This is a genomic window from Streptomyces cavernicola (genome assembly GCF_029968035.1).
Classification (GTDB): domain Bacteria; phylum Actinomycetota; class Actinomycetes; order Streptomycetales; family Streptomycetaceae; genus Streptomyces; species Streptomyces cavernicola.
Map to the genome: position 1 here is coordinate 15,869 of NZ_JASCIQ010000044.1, position 25,493 is coordinate 41,361.

30 protein-coding genes are annotated in these 25,493 nt (G+C 70.9%); all 30 read left to right on the plus strand.

Annotated elements, in window-relative coordinates; translation table 11 throughout:
- Nucleotides 1-2 precede the first annotated feature (2 nt).
- The 30 genes from QIS96_RS31435 (at nt 3) to QIS96_RS31580 (ending at nt 25,491) form a co-directional block, all read left to right on the plus strand.
- A complete protein-coding gene (locus QIS96_RS31435) occupies nt 3-1,412 on the plus strand; it encodes a hypothetical protein (protein WP_282546229.1) in 1,410 nt (469 codons plus the stop codon).
- A gap of 143 nt (nt 1,413-1,555) precedes the next feature.
- The gene (locus QIS96_RS31440) at nt 1,556-1,792 is read left to right on the plus strand and encodes a hypothetical protein (protein WP_282546230.1); all 237 of its coding nucleotides are present in this window, start codon (nt 1,556-1,558) and stop codon (nt 1,790-1,792) included.
- The gene (locus tag QIS96_RS31445) at nt 1,789-1,962 is read left to right on the plus strand and encodes a hypothetical protein (protein WP_282546231.1); all 174 of its coding nucleotides are present in this window, start codon (nt 1,789-1,791) and stop codon (nt 1,960-1,962) included. Before QIS96_RS31440 ends, QIS96_RS31445 begins: the two co-directional genes overlap by 4 nt.
- Nucleotides 1,963-2,077: 115 nt before the next feature.
- Nucleotides 2,078-3,163: a hypothetical protein gene (locus QIS96_RS31450; RefSeq protein ID WP_282546232.1), complete on the plus strand. Its 1,086-nt coding sequence runs from the start codon at nt 2,078-2,080 to the stop codon at nt 3,161-3,163.
- 186 nt (nt 3,164-3,349) lie between these two features.
- A complete protein-coding gene (locus QIS96_RS31455; protein WP_282546233.1) occupies nt 3,350-3,556 on the plus strand; it encodes a hypothetical protein in 207 nt (68 codons plus the stop codon).
- A gap of 82 nt (nt 3,557-3,638) precedes the next feature.
- Complete coding sequence (locus QIS96_RS31460) at nt 3,639-3,782, plus strand: hypothetical protein (protein WP_282546234.1); 144 nt, start codon at nt 3,639-3,641, stop codon at nt 3,780-3,782.
- Nucleotides 3,779-4,123, plus strand: coding sequence for a hypothetical protein (locus QIS96_RS31465; protein WP_282546235.1), 345 nt, complete (start codon nt 3,779-3,781; stop codon nt 4,121-4,123). The genes QIS96_RS31460 and QIS96_RS31465 overlap by 4 nt, the downstream gene beginning before the upstream one ends.
- A 136-nt stretch (nt 4,124-4,259) precedes the next feature.
- On the plus strand, nt 4,260-4,649 hold the full coding sequence (locus QIS96_RS31470; protein ID WP_282546236.1) for a hypothetical protein: 390 nt from the start codon (nt 4,260-4,262) through the stop codon (nt 4,647-4,649).
- On the plus strand, nt 4,646-5,236 hold the full coding sequence (locus QIS96_RS31475) for a hypothetical protein (RefSeq protein ID WP_282546237.1): 591 nt from the start codon (nt 4,646-4,648) through the stop codon (nt 5,234-5,236). The genes QIS96_RS31470 and QIS96_RS31475 overlap by 4 nt, the downstream gene beginning before the upstream one ends.
- A gap of 39 nt (nt 5,237-5,275) precedes the next feature.
- Entirely contained in the window at nt 5,276-5,566 is a 291-nt protein-coding gene (locus QIS96_RS31480) for a hypothetical protein (RefSeq protein WP_282546238.1), read from the plus strand.
- 105 nt (nt 5,567-5,671) lie between these two features.
- Nucleotides 5,672-5,890 (plus strand): hypothetical protein, encoded by a 219-nt coding sequence (locus QIS96_RS31485; RefSeq protein ID WP_282546239.1) that lies wholly within the window; start codon nt 5,672-5,674, stop codon nt 5,888-5,890.
- 48 nt (nt 5,891-5,938) lie between these two features.
- Nucleotides 5,939-6,130: a hypothetical protein gene (locus QIS96_RS31490; RefSeq protein WP_282546240.1), complete on the plus strand. Its 192-nt coding sequence runs from the start codon at nt 5,939-5,941 to the stop codon at nt 6,128-6,130.
- Nucleotides 6,131-6,168: 38 nt separating this feature from the next.
- On the plus strand, nt 6,169-6,576 hold the full coding sequence (locus tag QIS96_RS31495; protein WP_282546241.1) for a hypothetical protein: 408 nt from the start codon (nt 6,169-6,171) through the stop codon (nt 6,574-6,576).
- Nucleotides 6,573-6,785 carry a hypothetical protein gene (locus QIS96_RS31500; protein ID WP_282546242.1) on the plus strand — a complete coding sequence of 71 codons (213 nt, stop codon included), beginning with the start codon at nt 6,573-6,575 and terminating at the stop codon, nt 6,783-6,785. The genes QIS96_RS31495 and QIS96_RS31500 overlap by 4 nt, the downstream gene beginning before the upstream one ends.
- A 78-nt stretch (nt 6,786-6,863) precedes the next feature.
- Nucleotides 6,864-7,337, plus strand: coding sequence for a hypothetical protein (locus QIS96_RS31505; RefSeq protein WP_282546243.1), 474 nt, complete (start codon nt 6,864-6,866; stop codon nt 7,335-7,337).
- On the plus strand, nt 7,334-8,104 hold the full coding sequence (locus QIS96_RS31510; RefSeq protein ID WP_282546244.1) for a hypothetical protein: 771 nt from the start codon (nt 7,334-7,336) through the stop codon (nt 8,102-8,104). The genes QIS96_RS31505 and QIS96_RS31510 overlap by 4 nt, the downstream gene beginning before the upstream one ends.
- Nucleotides 8,105-8,249: 145 nt before the next feature.
- Nucleotides 8,250-8,819 carry a transcriptional regulator gene (locus tag QIS96_RS31515; RefSeq protein ID WP_282546245.1) on the plus strand — a complete coding sequence of 190 codons (570 nt, stop codon included), beginning with the start codon at nt 8,250-8,252 and terminating at the stop codon, nt 8,817-8,819.
- Nucleotides 8,820-9,109: 290 nt separating this feature from the next.
- Nucleotides 9,110-11,353 carry a P-loop NTPase family protein gene (locus QIS96_RS31520; RefSeq protein ID WP_282546246.1) on the plus strand — a complete coding sequence of 748 codons (2,244 nt, stop codon included), beginning with the start codon at nt 9,110-9,112 and terminating at the stop codon, nt 11,351-11,353.
- 170 nt (nt 11,354-11,523) lie between these two features.
- Nucleotides 11,524-12,894 (plus strand): DUF2637 domain-containing protein, encoded by a 1,371-nt coding sequence (locus QIS96_RS31525; RefSeq protein WP_282546289.1) that lies wholly within the window; start codon nt 11,524-11,526, stop codon nt 12,892-12,894.
- A gap of 833 nt (nt 12,895-13,727) precedes the next feature.
- The gene (locus tag QIS96_RS31530; RefSeq protein ID WP_282546247.1) at nt 13,728-14,744 is read left to right on the plus strand and encodes a conjugal transfer protein; all 1,017 of its coding nucleotides are present in this window, start codon (nt 13,728-13,730) and stop codon (nt 14,742-14,744) included.
- Nucleotides 14,741-15,073 carry a hypothetical protein gene (locus tag QIS96_RS31535; protein WP_282546248.1) on the plus strand — a complete coding sequence of 111 codons (333 nt, stop codon included), beginning with the start codon at nt 14,741-14,743 and terminating at the stop codon, nt 15,071-15,073. Before QIS96_RS31530 ends, QIS96_RS31535 begins: the two co-directional genes overlap by 4 nt.
- Nucleotides 15,070-15,651 (plus strand): hypothetical protein, encoded by a 582-nt coding sequence (locus QIS96_RS31540; protein WP_282546249.1) that lies wholly within the window; start codon nt 15,070-15,072, stop codon nt 15,649-15,651. The genes QIS96_RS31535 and QIS96_RS31540 overlap by 4 nt, the downstream gene beginning before the upstream one ends.
- Nucleotides 15,648-18,287, plus strand: a complete 2,640-nt coding sequence (locus tag QIS96_RS31545) for an ATP-binding protein (RefSeq protein ID WP_282546250.1) — start codon at nt 15,648-15,650, stop codon at nt 18,285-18,287. The genes QIS96_RS31540 and QIS96_RS31545 overlap by 4 nt, the downstream gene beginning before the upstream one ends.
- Nucleotides 18,288-18,508: 221 nt before the next feature.
- Entirely contained in the window at nt 18,509-18,991 is a 483-nt protein-coding gene (locus QIS96_RS31550; RefSeq protein ID WP_282546251.1) for a hypothetical protein, read from the plus strand.
- Complete coding sequence (locus QIS96_RS31555; RefSeq protein ID WP_282546252.1) at nt 18,988-21,333, plus strand: hypothetical protein; 2,346 nt, start codon at nt 18,988-18,990, stop codon at nt 21,331-21,333. The genes QIS96_RS31550 and QIS96_RS31555 overlap by 4 nt, the downstream gene beginning before the upstream one ends.
- Nucleotides 21,330-22,442 carry a C40 family peptidase gene (locus QIS96_RS31560; protein ID WP_282546253.1) on the plus strand — a complete coding sequence of 371 codons (1,113 nt, stop codon included), beginning with the start codon at nt 21,330-21,332 and terminating at the stop codon, nt 22,440-22,442. The genes QIS96_RS31555 and QIS96_RS31560 overlap by 4 nt, the downstream gene beginning before the upstream one ends.
- Entirely contained in the window at nt 22,439-23,062 is a 624-nt protein-coding gene (locus QIS96_RS31565) for a hypothetical protein (protein ID WP_282546254.1), read from the plus strand. Before QIS96_RS31560 ends, QIS96_RS31565 begins: the two co-directional genes overlap by 4 nt.
- A 234-nt stretch (nt 23,063-23,296) precedes the next feature.
- On the plus strand, nt 23,297-23,899 hold the full coding sequence (locus QIS96_RS31570) for a hypothetical protein (RefSeq protein WP_282546255.1): 603 nt from the start codon (nt 23,297-23,299) through the stop codon (nt 23,897-23,899).
- Complete coding sequence (locus QIS96_RS31575; protein ID WP_282546256.1) at nt 23,893-24,765, plus strand: ATP/GTP-binding protein; 873 nt, start codon at nt 23,893-23,895, stop codon at nt 24,763-24,765. Before QIS96_RS31570 ends, QIS96_RS31575 begins: the two co-directional genes overlap by 7 nt.
- 24 nt (nt 24,766-24,789) lie before the next feature.
- A complete protein-coding gene (locus tag QIS96_RS31580; RefSeq protein ID WP_282546257.1) occupies nt 24,790-25,491 on the plus strand; it encodes an SAF domain-containing protein in 702 nt (233 codons plus the stop codon).
- The last annotated feature ends 2 nt before the right edge of the window (nt 25,492-25,493 follow it).

Sequence of the window (25,493 nt, forward strand, 5' to 3'; positions counted from 1 at the left end):
CCATGGCACTCACCACCGAAACCGGCACACCCCGCACCGACGAACAGCCCGCACCCACCCCCGAACCGGCACAGCCGAGTTGGGCGGAGAAGCGCGCGGCACGCAAGGCCGCCAAAACGGCACGCAAGCAGGAGCGCGAGCGCGAGAAGACGGCACGCGCGCCGAAGTCGCGGACGGCACAGCCGAAAACGGCACGCCCGCGCCCCGACTCCGGCACGACCCCCCGCAAGCGCACCGGAACCGGCACACCGGCACGCAAGCGCGCCACGACCGGCACACCCACCGGCACGGCGGCACAGGGCGGGCACAACCTGCTCGTCCGCGAGATGGTCGCCGAGCAGATGCGCACCACCACGGCGACCATCTACCGCGTCATCACGTACGTATCCCTCGGCGTGCTCCTGGCCGTGTCCTTCGCGTTCGCGGCCGTGCAGGTCAAGATCCTCCGCGAATACTTCCCCGAGGACTTCGCCCAGGTCGCGGCGTGGACCGTGCCCATCGCCCTGCAAGTCCTGGTCATGGCCGCAGAGTTGATCCTGCTGTCCAGCGCCGTCACCGAATCCCGATGGGTGCAGGGCGTGGCCGGGGCCATCATGACGACCGGCTACGGGGCAGAGGTCACCGCCCACATCCACATGGGCGAGGCCGGCATCGTCACCGTCGCCATGGTCGTCATGTCCGTCCTGCTCGGCCTGTGCTGGACGCTCTTCGCCCTCTCGCTCCGTGCCGGAATCGCCGACGCCGACGCGCTCGTACTGCACCAGCGCGGCGAAACCGGCACGGACGAGACCGGATCCGGCACGGAAGGCGACGCCGAGTGTGCCGAAACCGGCACGAAGAACCGCCGCCCCCGCCGCGCCGAAACCGAAACAGGCACGGGCGGCGGCACACCTTCCGGCACGGAATCCGGCGCGGCGGCACGGCACACCCCCGAAACCGGCACAGCATCCGGCACGCCGAACCGGCACACCGGCACACCGGCACAGCCGCGAACCGGCACACCGGCACAGCCCGCGCCGAAGAGCGGCACGCCGAACGGCACGGCGGCACAGCAGGAACCCGCAACCGGCACGACCGGCGGCACAGCGGCACAGTCCGCGCCGGGATCCCCTGCGGGCGGCACGGACGCCACCGAGGACCCGGAAGCGGTTGCGGCACGGCTCACGCCCGGCGAGCGACTGAGCACCATCGAACTCGACATGCTCGTCACGGTCCTCATCTCCGCAGGCGCCGACACATACAACGAGGTCAACCGGCGCTTCCGGGACATGGGCCACAAGGCGGGGAGCGAACGGCTTCGCGCGGCGTACGACCGCGTGACCGCCGTGGACGGCCCCGCCGACGGTGAGACCGAGCAGAACAGCCAGGAAGACCAGGACGAGGACGACCAGGAGGACGACCGCGCCGCGTAGCGCGCACCGAGTCCTGACCGCCGGCGACCAACACATAAGGGGCGGCCCGCAGCAGCGGGCCGCCCCTGCACGCCCACCACCCGGTGGGTTCACCCCGCCCAGGACCGTCCTGGGCGGGCTGTTTTCACCGGGAGACACCAGTCATGAAGTTCGCCAAGTACGCGACGCTCGCCGCTCTGCCCCTTGGTAAGGGGCTCTCAGACCGTCTCCACGTCGAGATCATCACGTCCGCCGGCCTCAGCGACGACAGCCTCGACTACGACCTGACGTGCCACGGCTGCGGCTGGACGAACCCCGGCTACATCGACGACGACCGCACCGCCCGTGTGAAGGCACAGGAGCACGCGTCGGTGTGCACGGGCCTGGGGGTGGCCGCGTGAGTGGCTTCTCTTGGATTCAGGTCGGCGGCGGGCGCGTGCAGATCACCTGCAACGCGTGCCGCGAGCGGTTCACGGCCGCCCCGTACGCGATGCAAGCGAAGATCGACGGTCATCGCTGCGGGCGTGCCATCGCGCACGTCAACGCCGGGAGCACCGGCCGCCGCCGCTAGACACACCCGCGCACAACGCATCGCCCCGAGACATCCGGTCTCGGGGCGATGCCGTCGCGCGGCCGCACACCACCGCCCGATTCATCAACCACCGCTCACCGCAAGGGAGATCCGGATGTCCCATGACACCGCACCCACCGAGAACGGCCCCGCCGTCGACGAGCAGCCCGCCAAGCCCCGCCGCTTACGGTTCCCGCTCCGCCTGGTCCGTACGACCGTCCTCGACGAACTGGACGCGGAGGCCACCGCGTTCGCGAAGGAGACCGAGCACTGGTTCGCCGCATACACCGACGAAGGTCTTCGCGCCGACCGCGCCGAGGAAAACCTCGACGAGGCGCAGGACCGGGTCGCCGACTTGGAGCAGCAGGTCGAGGAGTTGAGCGGCCGTCTCGCCGATGCTGGCCGCGAGGCCGAACACCAGGCCCGCTGTCTGCGTACGGTCTCCGCCACGCTCGATCAGGAGCGCGCGGACCGCATGCACCTGCAGCAGGCAGGCCGTGACCTCGTCCACGCGTTCACCTCGTTCACCCGCGGCGAGAGTCCCGACGCCGAGTCGACGCTCAACGCTGTCGGCCGTGTCTTCAACGAGCACGCGCACCGCTTCGACCTCGGCCGCGCTGACCTCGCCGACATGCCGTGGACCCCCAAGCCCGAAGAGCCGGCCGCTCCGCACGCCCTGCCGCGCGGCCCTGCCGACACGGTCCGGCACCTTGAAGCCGGGTGCCAGACCTGCGCAACCAGCCTGGCCGGCCAGGCGGAGGCCTACCTCGTGAAGGTCGCGCACCTCGCCCGTGACACCGATGCACCCGTGGCTCTCCTCGTCGTACTCCTCGAGCTGGAGGGCCGGAACTCCCAGGGCGCGATCGCGCCGCGCCACCACCGGGGCCCCACCGAGCCCGATACGACCGAGGCCCGCGACGCGGAACCGCCCGCTGACCCGATCACGGACCAGAAGCAGACCGAGATGGTCCGCGCCGCTTACCGCTACCCGCACGATGCGACCCACCCGGCGCTGATCGGGGACCACCTGCCGCACTGCGAGGCCTGCACCGCCGCCCTCGGCACGCTCCCCAACGCGACGGTCATCGAGGCGCGCCACGCAGCGGCCGAGTACGGCAAGACCGCGGCGATCGCCCTGATCGCATCCGAGCTCGACCGCCGAGGCATCCCCGCTGGCACCGAGCAGGAGGCCACCCGGTGACGGTGCGCCTGGACCGCCTTGCCGAGGTCCCCACGCAGATCGCCAACGCCACCTCCCAGGCCGCGGCGTGACGGCTGCCACTCAACGCCTCACGGGGCGGCCGGCCGACCGGCCACCCGCTGCCCGGTGGGTTCACCTCTCCCACGCCAACAGGGGCGCGGGGGGATGTTCGTACAGGAGGAAACAGTGGCTCTTTCCCGGAAGGTAAAGGACCAGATCGAGGGCATGGGGACGCGGGACTTGAACCGCACGATCAAGCTCGCGATTTCCACGCAGAACGACCGGTCCATGCCGGGCTCGGTTCGGTCGGAGGCGAGGGACGCGCAGGAGCACGCGATGAGCATGATCACGAAGATGGCATTCAACGACCACCCGCGTGGCCTGAAGAACTGACCCGCAAAGCGCAGCGCCCCGAGGCTCGAACCCTCGAGGCGCTGCTGTTCACCTCAACAACCTGCCTATGAAAGGGATCAAGGTGAGTGTCCAAGAGTATCGAGCACTGCACGGCACCCCTTACGAGTCGTGGCCCGCGCACGACATTGAGGTCCTGCTCGACCTCATCGACTACGAGCAGGAACACCCGGTCCTCGCGCTCCCCGCCGGGGGTGAGCCCCGATGACCGGCGCGACCCGCACCTTCCACGCCCCGCGAATCATGCAGGCCGACCCGACCCTGATCGTCGAAGGCCAGGGCGACATCGACTGGGTCGCGGTCGAGCGCGCCGCCAACGGCACCTACCCGCGCGCACTCCTCACCGACAAGGAGGCCGTCGAGGCCGTCGCCATGCTTCGCGCTGCCGGCAGCACCCAGCGCGACATCGCCGACCGGCTCAAGACGGGCAGGCAAGAGGTCCAGCGCGCCTACGACGTGCTGAACACCCGCGCGACCCGCGCTGCCAAGAGCACCTCACCGAAGCTCACCCCGCAGCTCCGCCAGGGAGCACCGGAGGTAGCGGCCTGACGGACTGCCCGTTCCGCCCCGGCGCCTGCCGGGGCGGTGCGGTGGCCCCTCAGACCCACCGAGGCCCGCCGCCGGCCCGGCCCGCTCGCGGCCGTCGGCCCGTTCTTCACCACCACTCGACACGAGGAGATTCGCCATGCCCAAACGCGCCCTGGCCGCCATCAACGTCGTCACGGCACAGGATCAACTCGCCGCCGCCATCAAGGAGCTGGAGGCGGAGAAGACCTTAAGGCACCCCGGCGACGCCCTGGCGCAGATGAAAGCGGAGAGCCTCCCGCTGCACCTCACCGCCAACTACAGCGCCAGCGACGGCGGCCACAGGTATCTGACCACCGACACCCTGGGCGGCGCGCTGGACATCCTGAACGCCATCCGCGACCTGATCCGGGCCGAATCTCTGCGCCGCCACCCCGGAGACCTCAAGGCCCGGAGGAAGGACGTCGGCCGCGCGACGCACCTCAGCGTCCACTACGACGTCGCCGACCTCGACCGCGCGACCGGCGAGCCGACAGGGGCGCGCCCGTGAACCGCTGCCCCGCTCACGACCAGACCCCTCCGCTCCCGCCCGTACGGCCGTTCCGGCACGACGCCCCCATGGGCATCTGCAAGAACTGCACCGTCACGATCGGCACCGAGCGCGACCGCCGCGCGCACCACTGCCCCTGCTGCGGCGACCGCCTCACCGGCGGCTGCCTCGGCACCCGCCGCGGCGCGGCCCGCTGCCCCAACTGCGGACTCGTCGACACCGGAAGCCGCGAGTTTCTGCCCGAGCCGGACCCGCTCACCGACCTGCTCACCGGCGTGCTCGACCCGCCCGCGGCGTACGCGGCCGCCGAGGCCGTCCGCGCACGGTTCGGCCCGCTGGTCGCCCACCACACCGCCTGGACCTGGCAGGAGCCCGGTATCCACCACGGCCACCTCACCGTGCACGGAGACGAGATCCGACTGCGGGTCCGCACCGACAGCGGCGCCATCGAGGCCGCCGCCCCCTGCCCCAACGAGGGCTGCCGCGGCTGCCGATGGGCCCGCGTCGACGATCCCCAGGCCCTGCTCGCCCTGCACCAGCGCGGGGCGCCACCCAACGCACCGTGCGACCGCCAGAACAAGCACTGACCACACCACCCGGCACCACCCACCGAGAAGGAGCACACCATGACCAGCACCGCCGAGATCATCGAGCGCTACGCCGACGACATCGCCGCCGTCGCCGCTGAGGCACCGGTTACCGACCTCGACACCTTCATCGACCACGTCGACACCGCCGCCCGGCAGCTCGAGATTGCCGGCATCAACGGCCACGAGGACATCGAGAGCGCCGTGGGCTACCTCTCGGACGCCCGCAACAGCGACGACGATGCCGCCCGCACCGCCTTCCTCAACCGGGCCGACGAACTCCTCAAGTTCATCTGGGACATGGCGGACGAGTACAGCGACATGGTCTGACGGCCCCCGGTGCGGCCCCGGCCCCATTCGCCAACAGCGTCCCGTATGCGGGCCGGGGCCGCGCCGAGGGCCGGGCAGCCGCCCGGACCGTGCGACAGGAGAACCGTGACCACGCCCCTCCACACGAAGCGTCGGCCCGCCGTCGAGATGCTGTCCGTCGAGGCCGACGCCGTACTGATCTGCAGGTTCCCCGGCACGCTCAGCCCCGCAGCCGCCGGGCCGCTGAACTGGACCGACCTCCCGGCCATCGAGGGCCCCTACGGGCCGATCCGAGCCTCCGCGGTCGCGTACCTCGGCAGCGCCGACCGCGTCCACGGCTGGTAGCTGCAATACACCCAGCGCAGCGACGAACTCGACGGCTGGCAGCACCTCTTGGCGCTGGTCGCGCCCTGCGCGTGCGGCACCTACTTCTACGTCCACCTGCGCGACGAACAACAGCTACAGGCGATCCTCGCCGAACTCGACACCGAGCCCGGCGCGCCAGTCCGCTGCGACTACCAGCTGCAGATCCGCAGCGAGAGCTACGCCGACCCGGAGCACGACAGCACCGAACCCCCGTGGTGACCCGCCCCCACCACCCTCGACCTTCAGGAGCACTGCCCATGTCCACCACCGCCGCCGAGCTGTCGCCCACGATCCACGTCGACGTGCCGCTCAACCTGCCCACCAGCGACGGCACGCTCGTTCGTACACGGCAGGCCATCGGCGCCATTCGCACGCAGACCGAGGGCCTGGTGATCTTTCCGAAGGTGGTCGGCCTGATGGAGATCGACGAGAGCGTGTGGGTGGTCACCCACACGCTCACCGGCCTGCGCCTGCCGTTCGAGTTCCCCGACGAGGAGCACGCGACGGCGTTCGCCAACGCCGCCGCGCCGATGGCCTGTTGGGACCAGGAGCAGCCCGTCGTGACGCGCGAGGCGAAGCTGCAGCTCGTCGCCCTCGCCGAAGAGCACGCCGGGTTCGCGGAGCCAAGGTTCCTCGCCGATCTCGACCGACGAAGTGCGACGTGAACGCCTACGAGCGGCTACTGGCAGAGAGCCTGCCGACCGGCACCTTCGGCCACGCCGTCCCCAAGGGACAACGGCCCGCCGAGCAGGCCGGCCGCTGGACACCGTCCGAGCAGGCCGCGCACGTCGCCGCCCTCGAAGCCGAACTCGACCGGCTCGAAGCGCGCGGCCCCAGGCCGCGACTTCGCGTCATCGACGGCCACGCCGCATGACCACGACTACGGCCGCCCGCGCTGGTATCGCGGGCGGCCCTACTCGCCCAGTTCACCACGACCACCCAGGAGTTGACGATGACGACCGACGGCAAGCCGCACCTATACCTGACCGCCGTTGCCGACAGCGCCCAGCACGCCCGCCGCCTGACCAAGGAACAGCGCACGGACGAGGCCCTGGAGCACGTCGACGCGATCGACCGGCTGACGGCCACCTACCGAAGCGCCGTCGGTGCCGCGTCTGCACCCGCCAGCCGCGACGTCTCGACCGACCTCCACGAGGCCCAGCAGGCCGTTCAGAATCTCGTCAACCGGTTCTTCGAACGCGTGCCGCTCGACGAGGTCGCCAAGGACCAGAAAACCAGCCGCGAGAACCTCGCCGCGTACATCCACGCAGGACTGTCCGACGAATGGGACCGCCTGTACCGGATCGCCGCTGAGGTCGACGGGCTGCGCGAGAAGCTGGCCCGCACAGCCGACGCCCGCGACTACTGGCGCTACCTGCTCGAGAAGGCTGAGACGGACGTTGCCATCGAAGGGCAGGTCCTGTGAGGGAGCAGCGGGAGAGGACGCGGTACGAAGACCTCGTTCACCGGATCTACCAGGACCGCCGAGCTGACCCACCAGCCCGCGAACTTCTCCTCGCGGTCGCCTACTCGGTGAGCGTGGCGGACCGCGAGGAAGGGCGCGGCCCGCTGAAGATCGCCGCGCGCGTACTGGGGCGCGATGGCATCGGCCGGCCCCGGTTCGATGCCCTGGTGAAGGCGGATGCACCCCGCTACACCCCGCCCCGAGAGGCCAGGGACTGGGGGCCGAGCCAGGCACCGGGGTGCCGCGCACCCCGTACGCGGCCGTACGTCTACCGGCCGCGCCGCACCACCGCGACGACCAACACCGGGGCGGTTCCGCTACGCCAGCCACCCGCACCGGTGCTGTACGTGCCACCCGGCTACACCCAGCCCGCCGACATCCGGAACATGGAGATGATTTGCGGGGCACCCAGCCATCTGCGGGTGTTGGAGAAGGACCTCCGCACGGGCTGGATCCGCGCGCACTGGTTCTGCAAGCGCCACCAGGACCAGGCGGACCGGGTGCGCGACCAGGTACGGGAGCAGAACGAGCAGGCCCCCGAACCCGTCCCGAACTCCGGCGGCCTGCTGCCCGCCTACTTCAAGGCCGACTGGCAGACGGTGTACCGACGTTATGCCCCGCGCAGCTGGACGCCGCCGCCGTACGGGCTCAGCGCTGATGACTGGCCAACACCGGACGGACAGACACGGCCCGCCAAGAAGGGACTTCGGCTGATCGTGACCGGCTGATGCCGCTCTCTGAGGCTGACGCCCGTCCTCCGCGCGCTCGACATCAGGGCGAACGAAGGACATTGAAGGCCGAAACCGGGGGCGGCCCGCAGCCAGCGAGGGGGCGCCCTGCAGAATTCGAACGGAAGATCAAAGAGGTGGGGGCATGCCGGAACGCAACATTGATCACGGGAAGTTCGGGGCCAGAGGCATCAAGGGGTCCGAGGCCGCTGCGCGGCAACTCGACCGGCTCGCGGGTGGCATCTCCACCCCGGTCGAGCAGAAGCGCGGGCTGACTGCGCGGCTCAACTACTTGATGCGGTCGGAGCGTTCCCGGAAGGCGGCCCATGAAGCGGGCCTGCCGTCCGATCGCACCGTGAAGGCATGGCGCGATGGGAAGCGGCAGCCGAGCAAGGCCAGCCTGCGGAAGGTCGAGCAGGCGTACCAGACCGTGCGCCGGCAGAACGTGGCCCGCTCGATGAAGGCCCGCCTCAACCAGGACGGCCGCGGTACGCGTGTCGAGCTGCACCCGCAGAACCAGTCCCAGGTGGACCGGCGGTTCCAGCGGCACACCCCGTACCGGACGCTGAACGTCCGCGCGTGGGACTCCCTGGTCGACGCCTGGGCCGACAACGACAGCGGCCGGATGGAACAGGAGTGGGAGACGATCGTCGTGGACCTGGGATCCGACTGGGGACAGTACGAGTACGTCTCCAACATAGGCTTCGCCGCCTGACCCTGCGCCCCGCTGCCCGCCCCGATCTCGCGGAGGGCAGCCGACGGCACACGCCACTCAAACGAAGGGGGGCGTCCCGCAGCATGCGGGACGCCCCCCTTTTTTTGTGCTTCGGGCAGGGCGAGTTGGCACCCGGCGGCCCACCGGATCCGGGGCAGGAGAGCGTTTCCTGGAACTCACCACACGCCGAGACAGCACTGTGATCGCCTCCCCGTGGTTCTGGACAGAGGCGTGGTGAGTGCCGCCGGTCATCCTCCGCTGGTCAGCTGCCCAGTTGAGGAGAAGAACCCGTGCTCGTACCCATCGACCGCCTGCCAGGCCAGGCAGCCCCTCCCGATTCCGCCCACCACTCGGTCCGTCTCGCCGGTGATCTCACGGAAGACGCCGTCGGCTGGCTGGTCTCGGTGCTTCCCCGCAGCGAGAGCGGCCTCACCGCCTGCGCGGTCGTCGCCGTGCTCCTGGTCGGCGTGCTCGCTCGGATCGGCACCGCCCGCCTTGAGGACGAGGGCAAGAAGCCGAAGGAAGGCCTCGCCGGGCTCGGCGACGTGCTCCTCGCCGGACTCGCCGCCGCACTTGATCAACTCCCTGGGCTCGGATGGCGGTTCGTCACCGGCCAGCTCCTGAACGACGGCCCGAAGGAACACACCGCCGGCGACGTCCTCGACCGCCACTCCGCACCCGATCCCGAAGCCGCCCCCGTCGAGAAGTCTTCCGGGAGGCTGCACCAGATGTTCCCTGGCAGGAAGAACGCCGGGCGCCGTGACGCGTCCCGCCGTTCGCGGTGGGCGACGTGGCCGTGCGCAGTACGCGCCGCGATCCGCCTCGGCATCCTCACCGCAGTGTCGAGCCCGCTGCTCGGGCCGGTGAACACGCTCGCACTCGCCGGATTCGTGGCCCTGGCCGTGGCAGCGATCGCGCTGGTTCCCGCCGGCCGCCGCGGCAAGGACGACGCCGCGACCTACGGGCCGGGCCTGTGGGGCGCGCTCGTCCAGGTCCTGCGCCTGTCGTCGGAGGAGCAGGAGCGGGGGAGTGGGCACTGGCTGCGCCTGCCCGCCGATCTGTCCCGCGACGGCGCCCGTATCGGGGTTCGGCTGCCGCTGCACTGGCTCGGCTCGGAGAAGGAGCGCGGCGCGCTCGCGCACGTCATCCACTCCCGCCTGCCCGGCCAGTGGGTCGCCGCCTACGACCAGCGCGGCATCTCCCCGCACGTGGTGTTCGCCCCGAAGCCGCCGGAGGCGCCGGAGCCGGAGCTGCCGACCCGCGTGGAGTGGGTCCCGTCCGAGGATCCGTCGCGGGTGTACCTGGGGGAGACGCACAGCGGGTCCCGATACGTCGACACCGCCACCGAGACTCCGCACTGGGGGATCTCCGGCGGCACCGGCGACGGCAAGACCACGGTGCTGCTGATCCCCGCGGTCCACGGCCGTCAGCACGGCGCGCTCGTCGACTGCATCACCATGAAGGCCGCGGCGTTCAAGGACATCGAGGGGGAGTCCGGCATCCGCGTCCACAAGTCCGGCCGTCAAGCCGTCGCCGCGCTCGCCGAGTTCTACGTCTCCATGAAGGCCGCCGAAGCTCTGCAGGGCACCCCCGAGGGCGATGCGCTGCCGGGCCGGATCCTCGAGATCGACGAGTTCGCCTCGTTCGTGAAGAGCGCCAAAATCTGGTGGAAGTACGGCCTCAAGGGCAAAGGGATGCCGCCCTTCGAGGCGTGGTTCCACATGATCCTCATGCAGGGCCGCTCTGCCAATCACAAGATCGTCGTCGGGGCGCACACGTTCACCCGCGAGATCTTCGGAGACACCGAAACCCGCGACCTGATCGGCACCAAGGGGATCGTCGGCGCCGCCTCGAACCCCAAGTGGGGCGTGACGTACGGGCTGGACGCGCCCCGCGTCCCGTACAAGCACGAGGTCAAGGGCCGCGGCGTCATCGGGGTCACCGGATCCCCGGACATCGAGGAGATCCAGTACGCGTACATCACCCCGTACGCCCGCGGCTATCTCCAGCAGTGCAAGCCGGCCCCGGACTGGCACGCCCGCGGCGAGATGGCGCCCTGGATCAGCGGCGCAGCCCTCCAGGAGGCCGAGGAGGAACTCGCGATCGCCGACTTCCTGCCCGGCGGTGCGTTCATGCGCAGCGTGAGCCTTGCGACATCCCGCATCACCCCCGCCCCCACCACGAGTTCGCCCAGGTCAGAGCCTGTGACGTCGCACCTCACCAGCCCTGATGTCGCGGCCGCTGTCCCAGCCGACGTCGCATCTCACCAAGGCACTCACCACATGCAGGAGATCGAACAGGCCGAGGAGGCCCAACTCCCGGTGTTCAGCCTGCGCGAGGCCTGCGAGGCCGGGATCCTGCCCGTCTCGTACGACGCGGCGCGCAAGCGCGTGGAGCGCGCCCGCAACGCCGGCGCCGACGTCCCCGAGGGCGTGACCGTCGCCGGGACCCCGTACTACACGGCGAAGGAACTCACGACCTGGTGGACGTACATCACGGCCATCAGGAACGTCCGCAGCATCCCCACCATGTGACAGCTCCCAACGCCCGCCTCGCGGTTGGGGCACCGCCACCGTGCCCCAACCGCACCAAGATCGCTCGGCGTACGCCAGCTCGACCCGCCGACGGCCCGCCCGTGACAAGGTGTCCTTCAGTTGAGACAGGAGTGACCGCAGTGCCGACCAACGGGACCAGCCGAGCACGCATATCCCTCAGCCGCGCCCACCGCATCCTGATCGGTGTCGTGATCGCCGGAGCGGTGGTGATCGCCGCCATCGGCTTCGCGGGGTCCTACGCGGCCGTGCGTGAACTGGCGTTGAAGAAGGGCTTCGGCAACTTCTCGTACGTCTTCCCCATCGGCATCGACGCCGGCATCTGTGTGCTGCTCGCGCTCGACCTGCTGCTCACCTGGATCCGGATCCCGTTCCCGCTCCTGCGGCAGACCGCGTGGCTGCTCACCGCGGCGACGATCGCGTTCAACGGCGCGGCCGCGTGGCCCGACCCGCTGGGCGTCGGCATGCACGCCGTCATCCCGATCCTGTTCGTCGTCGCCGTCGAGGCCGCGCGGCACGCCATCGGTCGGATCGCGGACATCACCGCCGACAAGCACATGGAGGGCGTCCGCCTCACCCGCTGGCTGCTCTCCCCCGGCCCCACCTTCCTGCTCTGGCGCCGGATGAAGCTCTGGGAACTGCGCTCCTACGAGCAGGTCATCAAGCTCGAACAGGAACGCCTGGTCTACCAGGCCCGGTTGCGCTCCCGCTACGGCCGCAACTGGCGGCGCAAGGCCCCCGTCGAATCCCTGATGCCGCTGCGCCTCGCGAAGTACGGCGTACCGCTCGCCGACACCGCGCCCGCGGGCCTCGCCGCCGCCGGGATCGAGCCGACACTCCTTCCGTCGGACGGCCACGATGCCGAGTACGAGCTCGTACGAGACAACGAGCAAGTCGAGCAGAAGCCGCTCACCATGCCTGCTCACGACGTGGTGAGTGACCCGCCCGCGGCCGTAGAGCCGAGCTCGAAGCCCGCTAAGCGCGGCGAGCCCGAGACTGGGGGAGAGCACGTCGAACCGACCGCCGCATCCCCGGCGGACCACGTGGCTGACACCAGGGCCGAAATGCCTGCGTCCGCCAGCTCGTCCGTGCCGGTGGAGCAGGGCGGGCGGGCGCGTGAGGACGAGCTCGTCTCCGTGACCGCCGTCGCTGCGGCCCCTGAGTCGGCCGTACCGGTCGGCGCGGCCGCCGACCGGACCGGCAGCCGACGCATCGTGCAGATGCGGCTGCCCCACGAGGAGCCCATCCCCACCGCGGACGCGGACGTGGCCCCTCCCATCGCTGCGGCCAACGACGCCGGCGAAGCGACCCAATCGACCGAGGAAGCCAAGGGCGCGCGGGACTTCGCACCAGCCGCGGCCGGACTCAAGGGAGCCGACCGCGTCGAGTTCTACTACCGGCAGCTGTCTTCGGCCCAGAAGGGGCTGTCGGCCAACCTGCTCGCCCCGCTCCTCGCCGCCGCCTCCGGCTACAAGGAGGGCACCGTACGGAAGTACATCGGCGCCCTGCGACGCGGTGCCTGAGCACGATTCCAACCGGCCTGACCGCGCCGCCGTTCCAACGATCCCGTCGTTCCAACCGCTGCTGCGGACGCGGGAATCCCCGCGACGGGCCACCGTTGGAACGGCGTTGGAACAGCCATCCGCCGGCCGCGTTCCACCACCCATCGCACCCCACGCATCGCCCATCAGCCGCGCCGCGACGGGGACCCATCGGACACCCGTCAGGGCACCGACGGGCCACGAGGGAGCGGCGATTCCAACCGACCCATCGCCGTGGTGAGTTTGCCGCTCACCACGGCGTTGGAACGCGCTGACCTGCATTTTTCCAACCGTGGTGAGTGAGGAACCGAACCCGCCAGCGCCATGGTGAGTCCGTATCCACCACCCGTCGGACCGCACCCATCGGTACCCATCGCCCCCGTCCGATGGGTACCGTCACCGGCCCATCGCTGCACCCGCGATGGGCCATCGCAGCGTTGGAACGAACAGCGGGAACGGGCCGCGTTGGAACGCCGGACCCGTCGCCCGTCGGGTTCCACTGGGCCACCGCGACGGCCGTTTTCCAACGCGGTCAACGCCGTCGGACGCTCTCCGTTCCAACCGCCCCATCGCCCGCCGACGACTCCCCATCCCCTCTCGCTCAACGGCCCCCAGGACAGCGTGGGGAGGAGTCGGCGCGGGACTCCCCACGGACGCTCGCGGCCGCTGTCTCACTCACCACGGCCGCAGCCCGGACTCACCACGTACGGAGTTATGACCTCGTGACGGCACCGGCAGTTGGTGGGGAGCCGGGCGGTGAGCGCCCCGGCGAACAGTGAGGCATCGACCAACACCTCGCCCTGAGGAGCACGTCCATGCCCCACGTTCCACGCCGCGACCGCAGCGGCCCTCCCGACTCCGGCGGCCAGCTCCGCGTACGGCGCCTGCCCATCCGGCGCACCGCGCTCGTACGAGCCGCTGTCTGGCTCGCCGTAGCCAGTGGCCCCCTCGCCCTCGTCTCCGGCTTCGCCTCCGCCCGGTCGCAGGAACAGGCGCAGCCCGTTCCGGTCACCAAGGCGACGAGCACGACGGAGGCTTCCGCCGGGCCGGCCGGGTACGCGGAGCTGTTCCTCGGCCTGTGGCTGCGCGCCGGTGGCAGCGCGGACGGACCGGCCGCGCGGCAGGTGCGGGCCATGGCCCCGTCCGTGCCGCTGCCCGTCTGGGGCGAACGCCCGCCGGCCGTCGAGCGCCTGGCCGCCGTACGGACCGCGCGCCAGGGCCGAGGGGCCTGGTCCGTGACGATCGCCGTGCACCTCAAGGAGCCGACCACGAAGGCCTCCTCGGAATCCGGCGCGGAGCAGCTGGGGATCGTCCGCTACTTCGCGCTGCCCGTCACGGTGACGGACACGACGGCGGCCCCCGGCGGTACGCAGGAGTTCGCCATCGCCGCGGCACCGGCCGAGGTCGCCGGACCATCTGCGGCCGACGAGCCGGACTCCCCGTACGAGGCCCCAGTGCCGACCAGCTCGGAGCTGGCCACCACGGCGGGGGAGTTCCTCACCGCCTACCTCAAGGCCGGTGACGGCGGCGCCGACCGCTACCTCGCCCCGGGCACCACGCTGCCCGCCCTGGTGTCCGCGCCCGCGATCGACGTGAGCGTCGACGACGTCCGCTCCACGGAGCGCACCGAAGGAACCGCCGGCGCGGACGGCGCCACGGCCCGGGTCCTGGCGCAGGTCACCGCGAGCGACGCCGACGGCCGTGTCTGGCCGCTGGCGTACGCGCTCAAGCTCCAGGCCCGCGACGGCCGCTGGGAGGTCCGGGCCGTGCAGTCCGGCCTCGAGACCTCCCGCGACACCGACACCACCACGAGCCCGAAGGGGGCGCGATGAATACCCACTACGAACTCGCCGGTGAACTCAAGGACATCGGCGACCACTTCATCAACCTCGGGGGTGAGTGGGCGGACGGAAGCCTCGAGATCGCCCTCGTGGGCATCGTCGTCGTCAAGATCGTCAGCAAGCTCTCGATGAAGGCGGGCATTGGCGCGCTGTTCGGGCTGTTCATTTGTCTGGGCATTTACAACGCCCGGGAGGACCTCGGCAACTCCGTCACCGACGAGATCACCAGCGCCTCCGCAGGGATCCACGCATCGCTGCAACCGGGCCCGACGAGCTCTATCCCTGAGTCCGCGGACACCACGGGTGGTGAACCCGCATGAGCAGCGCCACCGTTGGCTCCGTACGGATCGGCCGGAGCTACACGCGAGCCCGCCGCTACCCCTGGGTCCTCGGGAAGATCGGCGACTGGACACTGCCGCTGGGCCCGTACACCGTGCCCCAGCTCGTCATCGCCGCCGCCGGGATCTACCTGCTGATCAAGACGTTCTCCGTGTGGTCGCCGCTGGGCCCGCTCCCGGTCGCCGCCCTCGGCGTGGCTGTATGGGCCGCGCGGGCCAGCCGCATCGGTGGCCGCTCGCCGCTGTGGGTCGCCTACGGCTGGCTCCGCTACCTCCTGCAGCCCTCCACCGGCCGGATCGCCGGCCGCACCGCCCGCGCCCCGCGCACTCGACTGCTGCAGGGCAGCATCCTCATCTCCACCACCGACGACCCCGCCCCCACCACCGCACCCGCGCCCGAACGTCGCGCCCGTACGGCCCGCCAGCGGCCGACCGTACGGCGCACACCGCGCCCGCGTCCCTTCCGCCGACGCCGGGCGGCCGCAGCCGCACCGACGGCGAGGCCCGTCCCGACGCCGCTGCAGCAGATGCTCAACCAGCCCGAGGGGGGCCTTCGGTGAAGCTCGCCATCCGTCACATCGTCGACAACCTCGTGTGGTCCACCACTGGCGAGGTCTGGGGAATCTGGGCGCTCGCCCCGCAGGGCTCCCGCTACATGAACGACCGCACCCGTGAGGAGCTCATCGGCCGGGTCACCTCCCTGGTCCGCTCCCTGCCCGGTGCGGCCCGCCTGTACGGGCTGTGCGCCCGGGTCGATCCCGGCGAGGTCATCGCCCGCACCGTCGATGGCGTCAACCTGAATGCCCGCCCGTACTGGGCGGAGGTCGCCGATGCCCAACTGCAGCTGCTCGCGGGCGAAGACCTCACCACCCCGGTGGAGATGCACCAGCGCACCCTGTGGCTCGCCGTCCCGCTGCAACCCGCCGGGGCCCGCGCCGAGCTGAGCGCCGCGCTTGCCTCCGGCTGGGCCGAACTGGCCGGCATGCTCGGCCTGCCCCCGGCGCCCGTGTCCGCCACCGACGTCGCCGAGTGCCAGCAGCGCGCCCGGGAGATCACCGCCGAGCTCGAGGGCGGCCTCACCCTCACCCCGGCGAGCCCGGCCGAGATCGTGTGGATGCACCAGCACGCCGTCGCCCGCGGCCTGGACGAGCCCCTGCTGTCCGAGTCCGCCAGCTCGGACCGCGGCAGCCGGATCGTCAGCGGCGTGCTGCGTTCCCCCGCGCACACCGACCTCGGCCAAGTCCGGCTCCTGGAAGGCGGAACCGACGACACGACCCCCGAGCCCGCCGCCCGTAAGACGGCCCGCAAGGGCGGCAAGTCCCGTACGAAGAAGGGCCGCTCACGGCTCGGGCGGCCGTGGCTGCAGGTGGATTCCGAGGCCGGGACCTCCTACCAGGCGCACCTGGCGCTCGCCGAGATGCCCCGCAAGTACACCGCCGACGGCGGCGACTTTCTGGCGCAGCTGGACCGGATGCCGTTCGGCGTCGACTGGGCCTGCGACATGACGCTCGTGCCCACCGAGAAGGTCGTCGACGAGGTCACGAAGAAGAAGCGCGACCTGGCCGACCAGGCCGAGCAGTACGCCGCCCGCCGCGAGACCGGACTGCCCGACGACATGCACGACGCCGCCAAAGACCTCGGCGACGTCTCCGCCCGCGCCTCCCGCAACACCGTCGAGACCGAGGTCCGCTCGGTGACCGTCATGACCGTCTGGGGCACGACGGCCGCCGAGGCCGACCAGCGGGCCCGCGCCCTCCAAGCCCGCCTGCGCCCCGGCCACTTCCGCATGGTGAGGCCCGTCGGCGGCCAGGAAGACGCCTTCGCGCTCACCCTGCCCGCCACCCGCACCCCCGGCCCGCTCACCCAGTACACGCAGTACCAGTTCGGTGAGGACTGGGCCATGCACGGCGCCTTCACCGGGCAGGCCTTCGGCGACGACAACGGCGTCATGATCGGCATCAGCCAGGACACCGGCACCGTCACCCCCACCCTCCTCAACATCGCCGACGCCCCGTCCCGCAACGCCTCCGCCAGCTTCGGGATCGCCGGGGACCTCGGCGGCGGAAAGAGCGTCCTGCTCAAGGAGATCTCCTCCGCCATCGTCGACCGCGGCGGCCGCGTCATCGCGATCGACCGCACCCGGCAGCGGGAATGGGCCCGCTTCGCACAGTCCGCGGCCGCCGGCCGCTGCCAGGTCGTCGATGCTGCCAAGGCCGAACTGTCCATCGACCCCCTGCGCGTCTTCGACGACCCGGCCACCGGCGCCCGCTACGCGCTCAGCTACCTCACCGTGCAACTCGGCATCGGCCCCATGACCGAATACGGGGCACTGTTGAAGAAGGCCGTCGCCCAGGCCAGTTCGGCGCCCGCGCCGTGCATGGCGCAGGTCCTCATCGCCCTGACGGAGATGGCCGACGGGGACGGTGCGCGCGCCCAGCGCGCCGCCTCGCTGCTGGAGTGGCTTCAGGTCGCCGCCGACGAGCCGCTCGCCGCCGCCGTGTTCAACCCCGACCTGCCACCGCTCGACCTCACCTCCAAGGTGTCCAGCGACTTCGTGGTCATCACCACCACCGGCCTCACCCTGCCGCCCCGCGAAGCGGTCACCAACCCCGAGCTGATGCGCACGCAGCCGCTGGAGGCCCTCATCGGCCGCGCCGTGCTCTACCTCATCGCCGCAATCGCACGCGAAGTCGCCTTCACCGACCCCCGCTTCACGCTGCTCCCGCTGGACGAGGCGTACTGGCTCACCTCCTCCGCCGAGGGCCAGGCCCTCGTCGACGAGGTCGTCTTCGACGGCCGCAAGCACGGCGCCGGCGTCGGCCTGGGCTGCCACGACGTCCTCGAACTCGGCAGCAGCACCGCCCAAGGACTGCTCGCCTACCGGTTCCTGTCCCGCACCGGCGACGAGGCCCTGGCCGCCCGCGGCCTGGAATGGCTCGGCCTGCCCGGCGACGACGAGGGCCTGCTGCGGATGGTGACAACCGACCTCTCCCCGTTCGGCCAGACCGAGCGCGCCGGCGAGTTCCTCGGCCGCGACCCGCGCATGCGCGTCGGCCGGTTCAAAACGCTCGTGCCCGGCGTGCCCCGGATCGTCGCCGACATCTACACCACCCCCGACCACGACACCCCGGCCGCCGAACAAGGCGCCACCGCCCCCGCGTTGGCCCTCACCTCATCTTCCGGAAGCACACGATGAGCGACGCCTTCTCCACCCGCCGCACGCGGGGAGGAGACGGCCACCCCACTCACCACGGAGGCTCACGGGCGAGCAGCCCGCACTCACCATGGCCACGGCCCGGACTCACCACGCACAGAGTTATGACCTCGTGACGGCACGCGGCAGTTGGTGGGGAGCCGGGCGGTGAGCGCCCCGGCGAACAGTGAGGCATCGACCACCTCGCCCCGAGGAGCACGTCCATGCCCCACCCTCCACTCCGCGCACCCGCCGCCGAACAAGACGCCCAGGCACCCGCGTTGGCCCTCACCTCTTCATCCCGGGAGTACGCGATGAGCGACACCTTCTCCACCCGCCGCCCACGGCTGTCCGGCGCCCTGACCGTCCTGCTTACCGCGGCCGCCGTCGCCGCCGTGCTCGTGCTGTCCCACGGCGTCCCCGAGGCCTGGTGGCCCCAGACCGGAAACGCCTTCCCCCGCAGCGCACAACCCGCCCCCGGCCCGGAAGGCGCCGCAGCCCCCGGCGCGAAGCCCACAGCCACGGCTGCCTCCACTCCCGCACACGAGGACGATCCGTGCGACCTGATCGTCGGCCCCGCCCACGACTACTGTGCCAAGGGCAAGTCCGGTGCCCCGTCGGGCTTCAACCCGTCCGCCGCCCTGCTCCTGGCCCCCGCCGTGATCGGCATCGTCGTCGTGCGATTCCTGACCCGGAGGAAGGCATGAGGCGCGCCACCACGCGGTGGCGCACCGCCGCGACCTTGACCGCCCTGACCGTCCTCGCGACGGCCGCCGCGAGCACACCGGCCTTCGCCGCCGACGGCGCCAGCCCGTCCGGAGACCTCCTCGACCCGCTCAACGTCGACACCTCCGAAGGCGTCCCGATCGACCGGTACGAACTGGTCGCCAACGGTGAAAGCCCAGCCGACACCGTCAAGAGCTTCGTCCTCACCGGCAGCTTCGCCATCTCACGCACCCTCACCGGACTCGGGTCCTGGCTCATCGACTGGGCCTACCGCTTCCCCGTTCTGGACAAGCTGGCCGGCCCGGCGCAGAACGTCTCCGACGCCTACGAACGCGACGTCCTCGGACCGCTGGGCATGGCCGGAGTCTTCACGGCATGGGCCTTCGTGTTCGGCCTCATCCTCGTGATGCGCGGCCGCGTCGCCCGCGGCGCCGGGGAGATCATGCTGACCCTGGTGATCGGCGCGCTCGCGGCGACCACCTTCGTACGCCCCACCGTCCTGCTCGGATACGACGGACCGATCCAGCAGACAGAGCGCCTCGCCCTGGAAGCGGCCTCGATCACCGCGAACGGCGGCGACAAGACCAAAGGCGCCGACCCGTGCGACCTGATCACCGGCCCGGCACGGAACGCCTGCCAGGAGGCAGCCTCCGACCAGACACCGGCGGCATCCGACGCGCAGAAGAGGAAGCAGCGCCAGGCGGCCTGCGACGCCGTCGCCGGGCCGGCGCGCGACACCTGCCTCAGCGGCGAGCGGCCGCTCGCGGCCGCGGACGTGTCCCGGCCCATCACCCGCACCCTCACGGAAACCCTCGTCGTGCAGCCCTACATGCTCCTGCAGTACGGGCGCCACATCGACAAGGACGACCCCCTCTACAAGGCCCACAAGCAAGTCGTCGACCCGAAGAAGAACAAGACGACCGTCGACGGAGTCGACTGCAACTCCCTGGACGCCCCCCTCCAAGGCCCCGTACGAGACCACTGCCTCCAAAGCGCGAACGTCCACAGCCCCTACGAACCCTTCGAGGGCAAGGGCAACGAGGCCAAGGCCATCACCGCCTACATGAAAACGCCCACCTGGGAGCGCTGCCTCGGCTCGGTACTCGTCCTGGTCGCCACCAGCATCGTCTTCGTCGTCCTCCTGGCCATGGTCCTGGCCCTGTTCGCCGCCCAGATCGCCTGCGCCCTGGCTGCCGTCGCCACCCTGGCCGTCCTCACGTGGGCGCTCCTGCCCGGCCCCAACCGCGCCGCGCTGTGGAAATGGGTCGGCATCCTCGCAGCCGCGATGCTCGTCCTCGTCGGCGTCTCCCTGATCATCCCGCTCTTCGGCATCGCCGCCGCCGCGCTCCTCGCCGACAACAGCACCCCCCTGATGGAGCGCCTGCTCACCCTGGTCGGCCTTGCCATCACTCTGCTCGCCGCGCACCGGGTCATGCTCAAGACCGGCCAGTCGCTGGGGCAGCGCATCGCCGCCCGTATGCGCTACGCCCGCATCGGCGGCAGCCACACCATGGGCGAGAACTCGGCCGCCACCGCGGCCGCCTTCTCCTCCCTCAACTACGGTGCCGGCGCCGCAGTGATGGGCGCCTCACCCGCCCATCTCTCGTTCCTGTCCCGCCACTCCGCCCTCACTTCCAGCCTCCGCGCCCTGGGCGACCCCACCGGCCTGCCTGGCCATCCCGCAGCGCTGCTCAGCGAGGCCCAGGCCGAAGGACGCCGTGCCCTCGCTCCACTCGCGCTCGGAGCCCGTGCCGCGCACACCGTCCTGATCGGCCCCAAGCGAGCGAAGGACGCCCTGCCCCAGTCCGGCCACACCGGCCGAACGACCGCCCCTACGGTGGTCGACGGCCGCACCGGACTCGTCCTCAACGACGCCTCACCCGAAAGCGGGTTCAGCCCGATCGGCACCCGCCTCGAAGCCGGCCTCAAGCGCACACGCGCCGGCCGCGTCCTCGTCGGCAGCAGCAAGGCTGCCTACCACGCCACCATCGGACTGCCCGCGACCTGGACCCGCGTCCGGCGTGCCGAGAGCAGGCTCTCCCAGGGCCTGCACGAGGAACTCAGCCGCCAGCGCAGCCACTACCAGCACGTCGCAGAGCTGTGGAAGCGCGACAGCCGCGACGGCCTGGACGACCTGACCACTCCCGCGCGCCGCACGTACGAGGCCGTCTCCCAGCCGCTGACCAATGCCAACCGGCTGCGCACCTGGGAACACACCTGGCTCGACGAACACGGCAACCCCCGCTACTACGGCGGCCTGACCGACGACGGCCACGTACGCGAGGAAGTGTGGACCCGCCGGTTCCCGTGGGAGCGCCAGTGAAGAAGGCCCTCGGCTGCTCAGCCGTCCTGATCGGCCTGGTCCTGCTGACCTTGGTGTGCGTCCTCGTCGCAGCCGCCCGCACCCCGGCTGCTCCCGACACACAGCTGGTCGGCAAGGTCGCCGGCATCCCGCCGCGGATGCTCGCCGCCTACCAGCAGGCCACAGCCCAACTCCCCGAACACGCACCGAAATGCGACGGCATGTCCTGGCCGATCCTGGCCGGTATCGCCGCCATCGAGTCCAACCACGCCGGCGGCCGCACCGTCGCCGCCAACGGCGACATCCGCCCGAAGATCTACGGCATCCTCCTCAACGGCACCGGAGGCGGAGGCAACACGAGCGTGTTCGCCGACACCGACAACGGCCGCTACGACGGCACCTCGAGCGGCGAACGAGCCATCGGCCCCTTCCAGTTCCTGCCCTCCACCTGGGCAGGCACCGGTCGCGACGCCAACGGTGACAACGTGAAAGACCCGCACAACGCCGCCGACGCCGCCCTCGGCGCCGCCGTCTACCTCTGCGGCAACGGCCGCAACCTCGCCGACCGCAGCCAGCTCAAGTCCGCCATCTACCAGTACAACCGCTCCCAGGCCTACGTCGCCGACGTCCTCGCCCGCATCGACCGCTACACCCAGCTCGGCGACGGCACCATCCGCCTCGGACAGGACACCAGCGGCGGCGTCCGCACCGTCATCGACGCAGCCCTCGCCGAACGAGGCGAGCGGTACTCCTGGGGCGGCGGCGACGCCGACGGCCCCAGCACCGGGATCTGCTGCTCACCCGGCGGCAAGTCCGGTGTCCACATCAAGGGATACGACTGCTCTGGCCTCACCCTCTACGCCTACGCCAAGGTCGGCATCCGCCTTCCCCGCACCGCGGCCCAACAGGCCGGACGCGGGCAGCGCATCCCCGCCGAAGCCGGACTGAAGGCGCTCAAGCCCGGGGACTTGGTCTTCTTCGCGTACGACCCGGACAGCGACGCGACGATCTACCACGTCGGGATCTACCTCGGCGACGGACAGATGGTCAACGCGCCCCGGCCCGGAACCAAGGTCCGCACCGAGCCCGTCTGGGATCACGCGTATGCGGGAGGGAGCCGTCTCGTATGACCACCTCCGCTGACACACCGCGCCGCCGCTCCGTCGTCGTACCGCTCCTGGCCGCCACGGCCTGCATCCTGACCGGCCTCGTACTTCTCCAGCCCGTCGAGACCCCAGCCGACGACCGCACCGCCCGGCCCGCAGCTCAACAGCGCACGCACGACCCGGCACCCGAGGACAGCGATCCAGCCACCGGAGGCGAAGAGTCGACGGTCCCGGACGACAAGGGCAGCGACCCCCGCACGGCGCTCACCGGCGTCCCGGTGGCAGGCGACGGGCGCGCCGGCGACCGCGCCGTACAACGCGTCCTCGACCGCGCCTCTACCCCCAACCTGGCCCGCAGCACGGAGAGAGAGCTCGTCGAGCTCGCCACACAGATCTGGAAAGCCGAGGTCACCGGCAAGAACCGAGCACGATGGCCGGGGTACTTCACCGACCAGCCGCTGCGCTCGCCCTTCCGGCACGTACGGATCCAGGCGGCGATCGCCCGTGCCACCGACCTCAAGGACAACCGCGTCGAGGTCCGCCTCGTGTGGGCCGGGGCCCGCGACTCGTCGCCGGTGGAAGACGGCCGTCTCGGCCAAGTTGTTCTCACCCACGACCAGGGCCGCTGGCTGCCCGTACGGTGACCACCCAAACCCAGCCAAGAAATGCACTTTTCGACACAAGGTATGACGAAGTCGTGCAATCAACTAGCAATAGCCACTGGGCACTTGACAGGGGGTTATGTAACGTGACTAGGACAACGGGGCAAGCAGGTGACGAGCCACATTCGGCACGACGAGAATCGCCCGCCCGCACCCTCACACACACCACCAGCACCAATGAACACCACGGTGACAGGCCGTAACGGGGAGGGCGAGTTGACCACCGCACCATTCACAGATCGTCTGCGACCGGCGCGCACGCGCCGCACAGTCGCCACGATCCTGCTGGCCGCACTCGCGCTGACCGTGTCCGGCTGCGCCGACGCCACCGACGCGGACCCCAAGCCGAGCTCGAGCTCCTCGAAGCCCGAGCCGAAGCCGACGCAGAGCAAGGACCCGCAGGCCGCCGAGAAGAAGGCCGTCCTCGCGGCGTACGACGCGATGTGGGTCGAGCTCATGAAGTCCTACCGCGTCGCCAGCGCCAAGGGAACGAAGCTGGAGAGGTACGCCACCCTTCACGCGCTCGGCCAGTTCGAACTCGACCTCGCGCAGATGAAGAAGAACGGCACGGTCATCAAGGGCTCCTTGGGCCACGAGGCCGAGGCCACGCAGGTCGACACCACGGCTAAGCAGCCCTCCGCCGTGATCGAGGACTGCGTGGACCTGTCGAAGTGGCAGACCTACGACACGAAGACCAAGAAGATCATCCCGCTGCCCAGCAACCAGCCCACGCGCTACAAGGCAACCGCCGAGCTGGAGCGGTGGGACGGCCATTGGATGATCACCAAGTACACCCCGCACGGGGAGCGGAAGTGCTGAGGCCGGCAGCCACAGCGGCTGCCTCCGTAGCCCTTCTCCTCACCACCGCGCCCACAGCGCTTGCCGACGACGGCCCGGCGGTCGGCAACGACCCGGGCTGCAAGGGCTCCGTCCTCAACGTCACCGTCTGCGCCAAGGAGTCAGCAGTCAGGCCCGGCGCGAGCGGGATGGAAGGAGCGAAGCCTGCAGCGAAGAAGAAGCGCGGCAACGCTGCCCCGAAGTGCACGTACGAAAAGCTCAAGCCGCAGCCTCCCAAAGCGAACGCCGTGTACGAGGACCGCAAGCCGGGACAGAAGGGTGCGGTCTACCGCATCATCTGCCCCGACACCGGCCGTGTCGGTATCTCCTGGATCCCGGCCGGAGGCGCCCCCGCCGCGCCCGCGATCGACCCCGAGGTCGTCGCCCGCCAGGCCGTCGACCAGATGAAGCTCGTCGGCCCCGACATCGCCAGCCCTCGCGCGACCGGGAAGTACACGGTCGGCGTGCCGATGTGGCTGTGGGTCAACCAGGGCGCGACCACGTACGGGCCGAACAGCGCGACCGCGACCGCAGGCTCGGTGACCGTGACAGCCAACGCCGAAGTCACCGACATCGAGTGGAACTTGGGCGACGGCAGCGACAGCGTGCACTGCGACGGCCCCGGCACCCCCTACAAGGAGTCGTACGGCATGAAGGAGTCCCCGGACTGCGGGCACCTCTTCCGTATGCCGTCCAAGGGCGAGCCGGACGGCAAGTACCAGGGGACCGCCACCGCGACCTGGACGGTCGAGTGGCAGGTCAACGGCGGTGGTGAGACCGGGCAGTTCACCGAGGTCCGCGAAACCGACTTCGCCGTCTCCGTGGGCGAGCTCAAGGTCCTCGACTAGCAACGCGGGAAAGGCACCAAGCACGTGAAGCTCAAGAACTCCAGGACTCCCGCGCCGGCCGCCGCGCCGCCCGCCCAGGGATCCGTCGTACGACCCGAGATCGGCATCTCCGATCCGCTGCCGCCCCGGCGCCGCAGCCGCTCGCGCATGGCCGGCGGAGCGGTGATGGTGCTGTGCGGAGCGCTCGGGGTGTCGTGGCTCCTCAACAGCGCCACCGACCGCACCGACGTCCTGGCCGTCGCCCGCGACGTCCCCTCCGGACAGGCCCTCACCCTGCAGGACCTGCGCGTCGTCGCGCTGCCCGAAGAAGCCGCGCTGAAGACCATCGCCGCCAGCGAGCGCAAGAACCTGGTGGGCCGCCACACCTCGGTCCGCCTGACCGAGGGCTCACTGCTGACCGACGGACAGCTCCAGGACGGCAACGGTCTGAAGGCCGACGAGGAACTCGTCGCCGTCGAGGTCGAGCGCGGCCGCGCCCCCGTCGACGCGCTCGAGCCCGCCGACACCGTGCGCGTCGTGCCCGCGCAGGAGGAAGCAGACCGCCCAGCCAGCCCGTCGAAGGACCCGGTCGCCGAAGAGGTGACCGGCCGTGTGGTGAAGGTCGGACGCCCCGACACATCCGGCAACACCGTGGTGCAGATCGCCGTACCGAAGGACCAGAGCAGCACCGTCGCCTCCCAGGCCGTCGACGGCAAGCTCGGCCTGGTGCTGGTTGCGAAGGGCTGAGC

Coding starts and splice junctions, on each gene's coding strand:
- QIS96_RS31435 (WP_282546229.1), top strand. CDS start 3: ATGGCACTCACCACCGAAACCGGCACACCCCGCACCGACGAACAGCCC.
- QIS96_RS31440 (WP_282546230.1), top strand. CDS start 1,556: ATGAAGTTCGCCAAGTACGCGACGCTCGCCGCTCTGCCCCTTGGTAAG.
- QIS96_RS31450 (WP_282546232.1), top strand. CDS start 2,078: ATGTCCCATGACACCGCACCCACCGAGAACGGCCCCGCCGTCGACGAG.
- QIS96_RS31465 (WP_282546235.1), top strand. CDS start 3,779: ATGACCGGCGCGACCCGCACCTTCCACGCCCCGCGAATCATGCAGGCC.
- QIS96_RS31470 (WP_282546236.1), top strand. CDS start 4,260: ATGCCCAAACGCGCCCTGGCCGCCATCAACGTCGTCACGGCACAGGAT.
- QIS96_RS31480 (WP_282546238.1), top strand. CDS start 5,276: ATGACCAGCACCGCCGAGATCATCGAGCGCTACGCCGACGACATCGCC.
- QIS96_RS31495 (WP_282546241.1), top strand. CDS start 6,169: ATGTCCACCACCGCCGCCGAGCTGTCGCCCACGATCCACGTCGACGTG.
- QIS96_RS31505 (WP_282546243.1), top strand. CDS start 6,864: ATGACGACCGACGGCAAGCCGCACCTATACCTGACCGCCGTTGCCGAC.
- QIS96_RS31515 (WP_282546245.1), top strand. CDS start 8,250: ATGCCGGAACGCAACATTGATCACGGGAAGTTCGGGGCCAGAGGCATC.
- QIS96_RS31530 (WP_282546247.1), top strand. CDS start 13,728: ATGCCCCACGTTCCACGCCGCGACCGCAGCGGCCCTCCCGACTCCGGC.
- QIS96_RS31535 (WP_282546248.1), top strand. CDS start 14,741: ATGAATACCCACTACGAACTCGCCGGTGAACTCAAGGACATCGGCGAC.
- QIS96_RS31540 (WP_282546249.1), top strand. CDS start 15,070: ATGAGCAGCGCCACCGTTGGCTCCGTACGGATCGGCCGGAGCTACACG.
- QIS96_RS31550 (WP_282546251.1), top strand. CDS start 18,509: ATGCCCCACCCTCCACTCCGCGCACCCGCCGCCGAACAAGACGCCCAG.
- QIS96_RS31555 (WP_282546252.1), top strand. CDS start 18,988: ATGAGGCGCGCCACCACGCGGTGGCGCACCGCCGCGACCTTGACCGCC.
- QIS96_RS31565 (WP_282546254.1), top strand. CDS start 22,439: ATGACCACCTCCGCTGACACACCGCGCCGCCGCTCCGTCGTCGTACCG.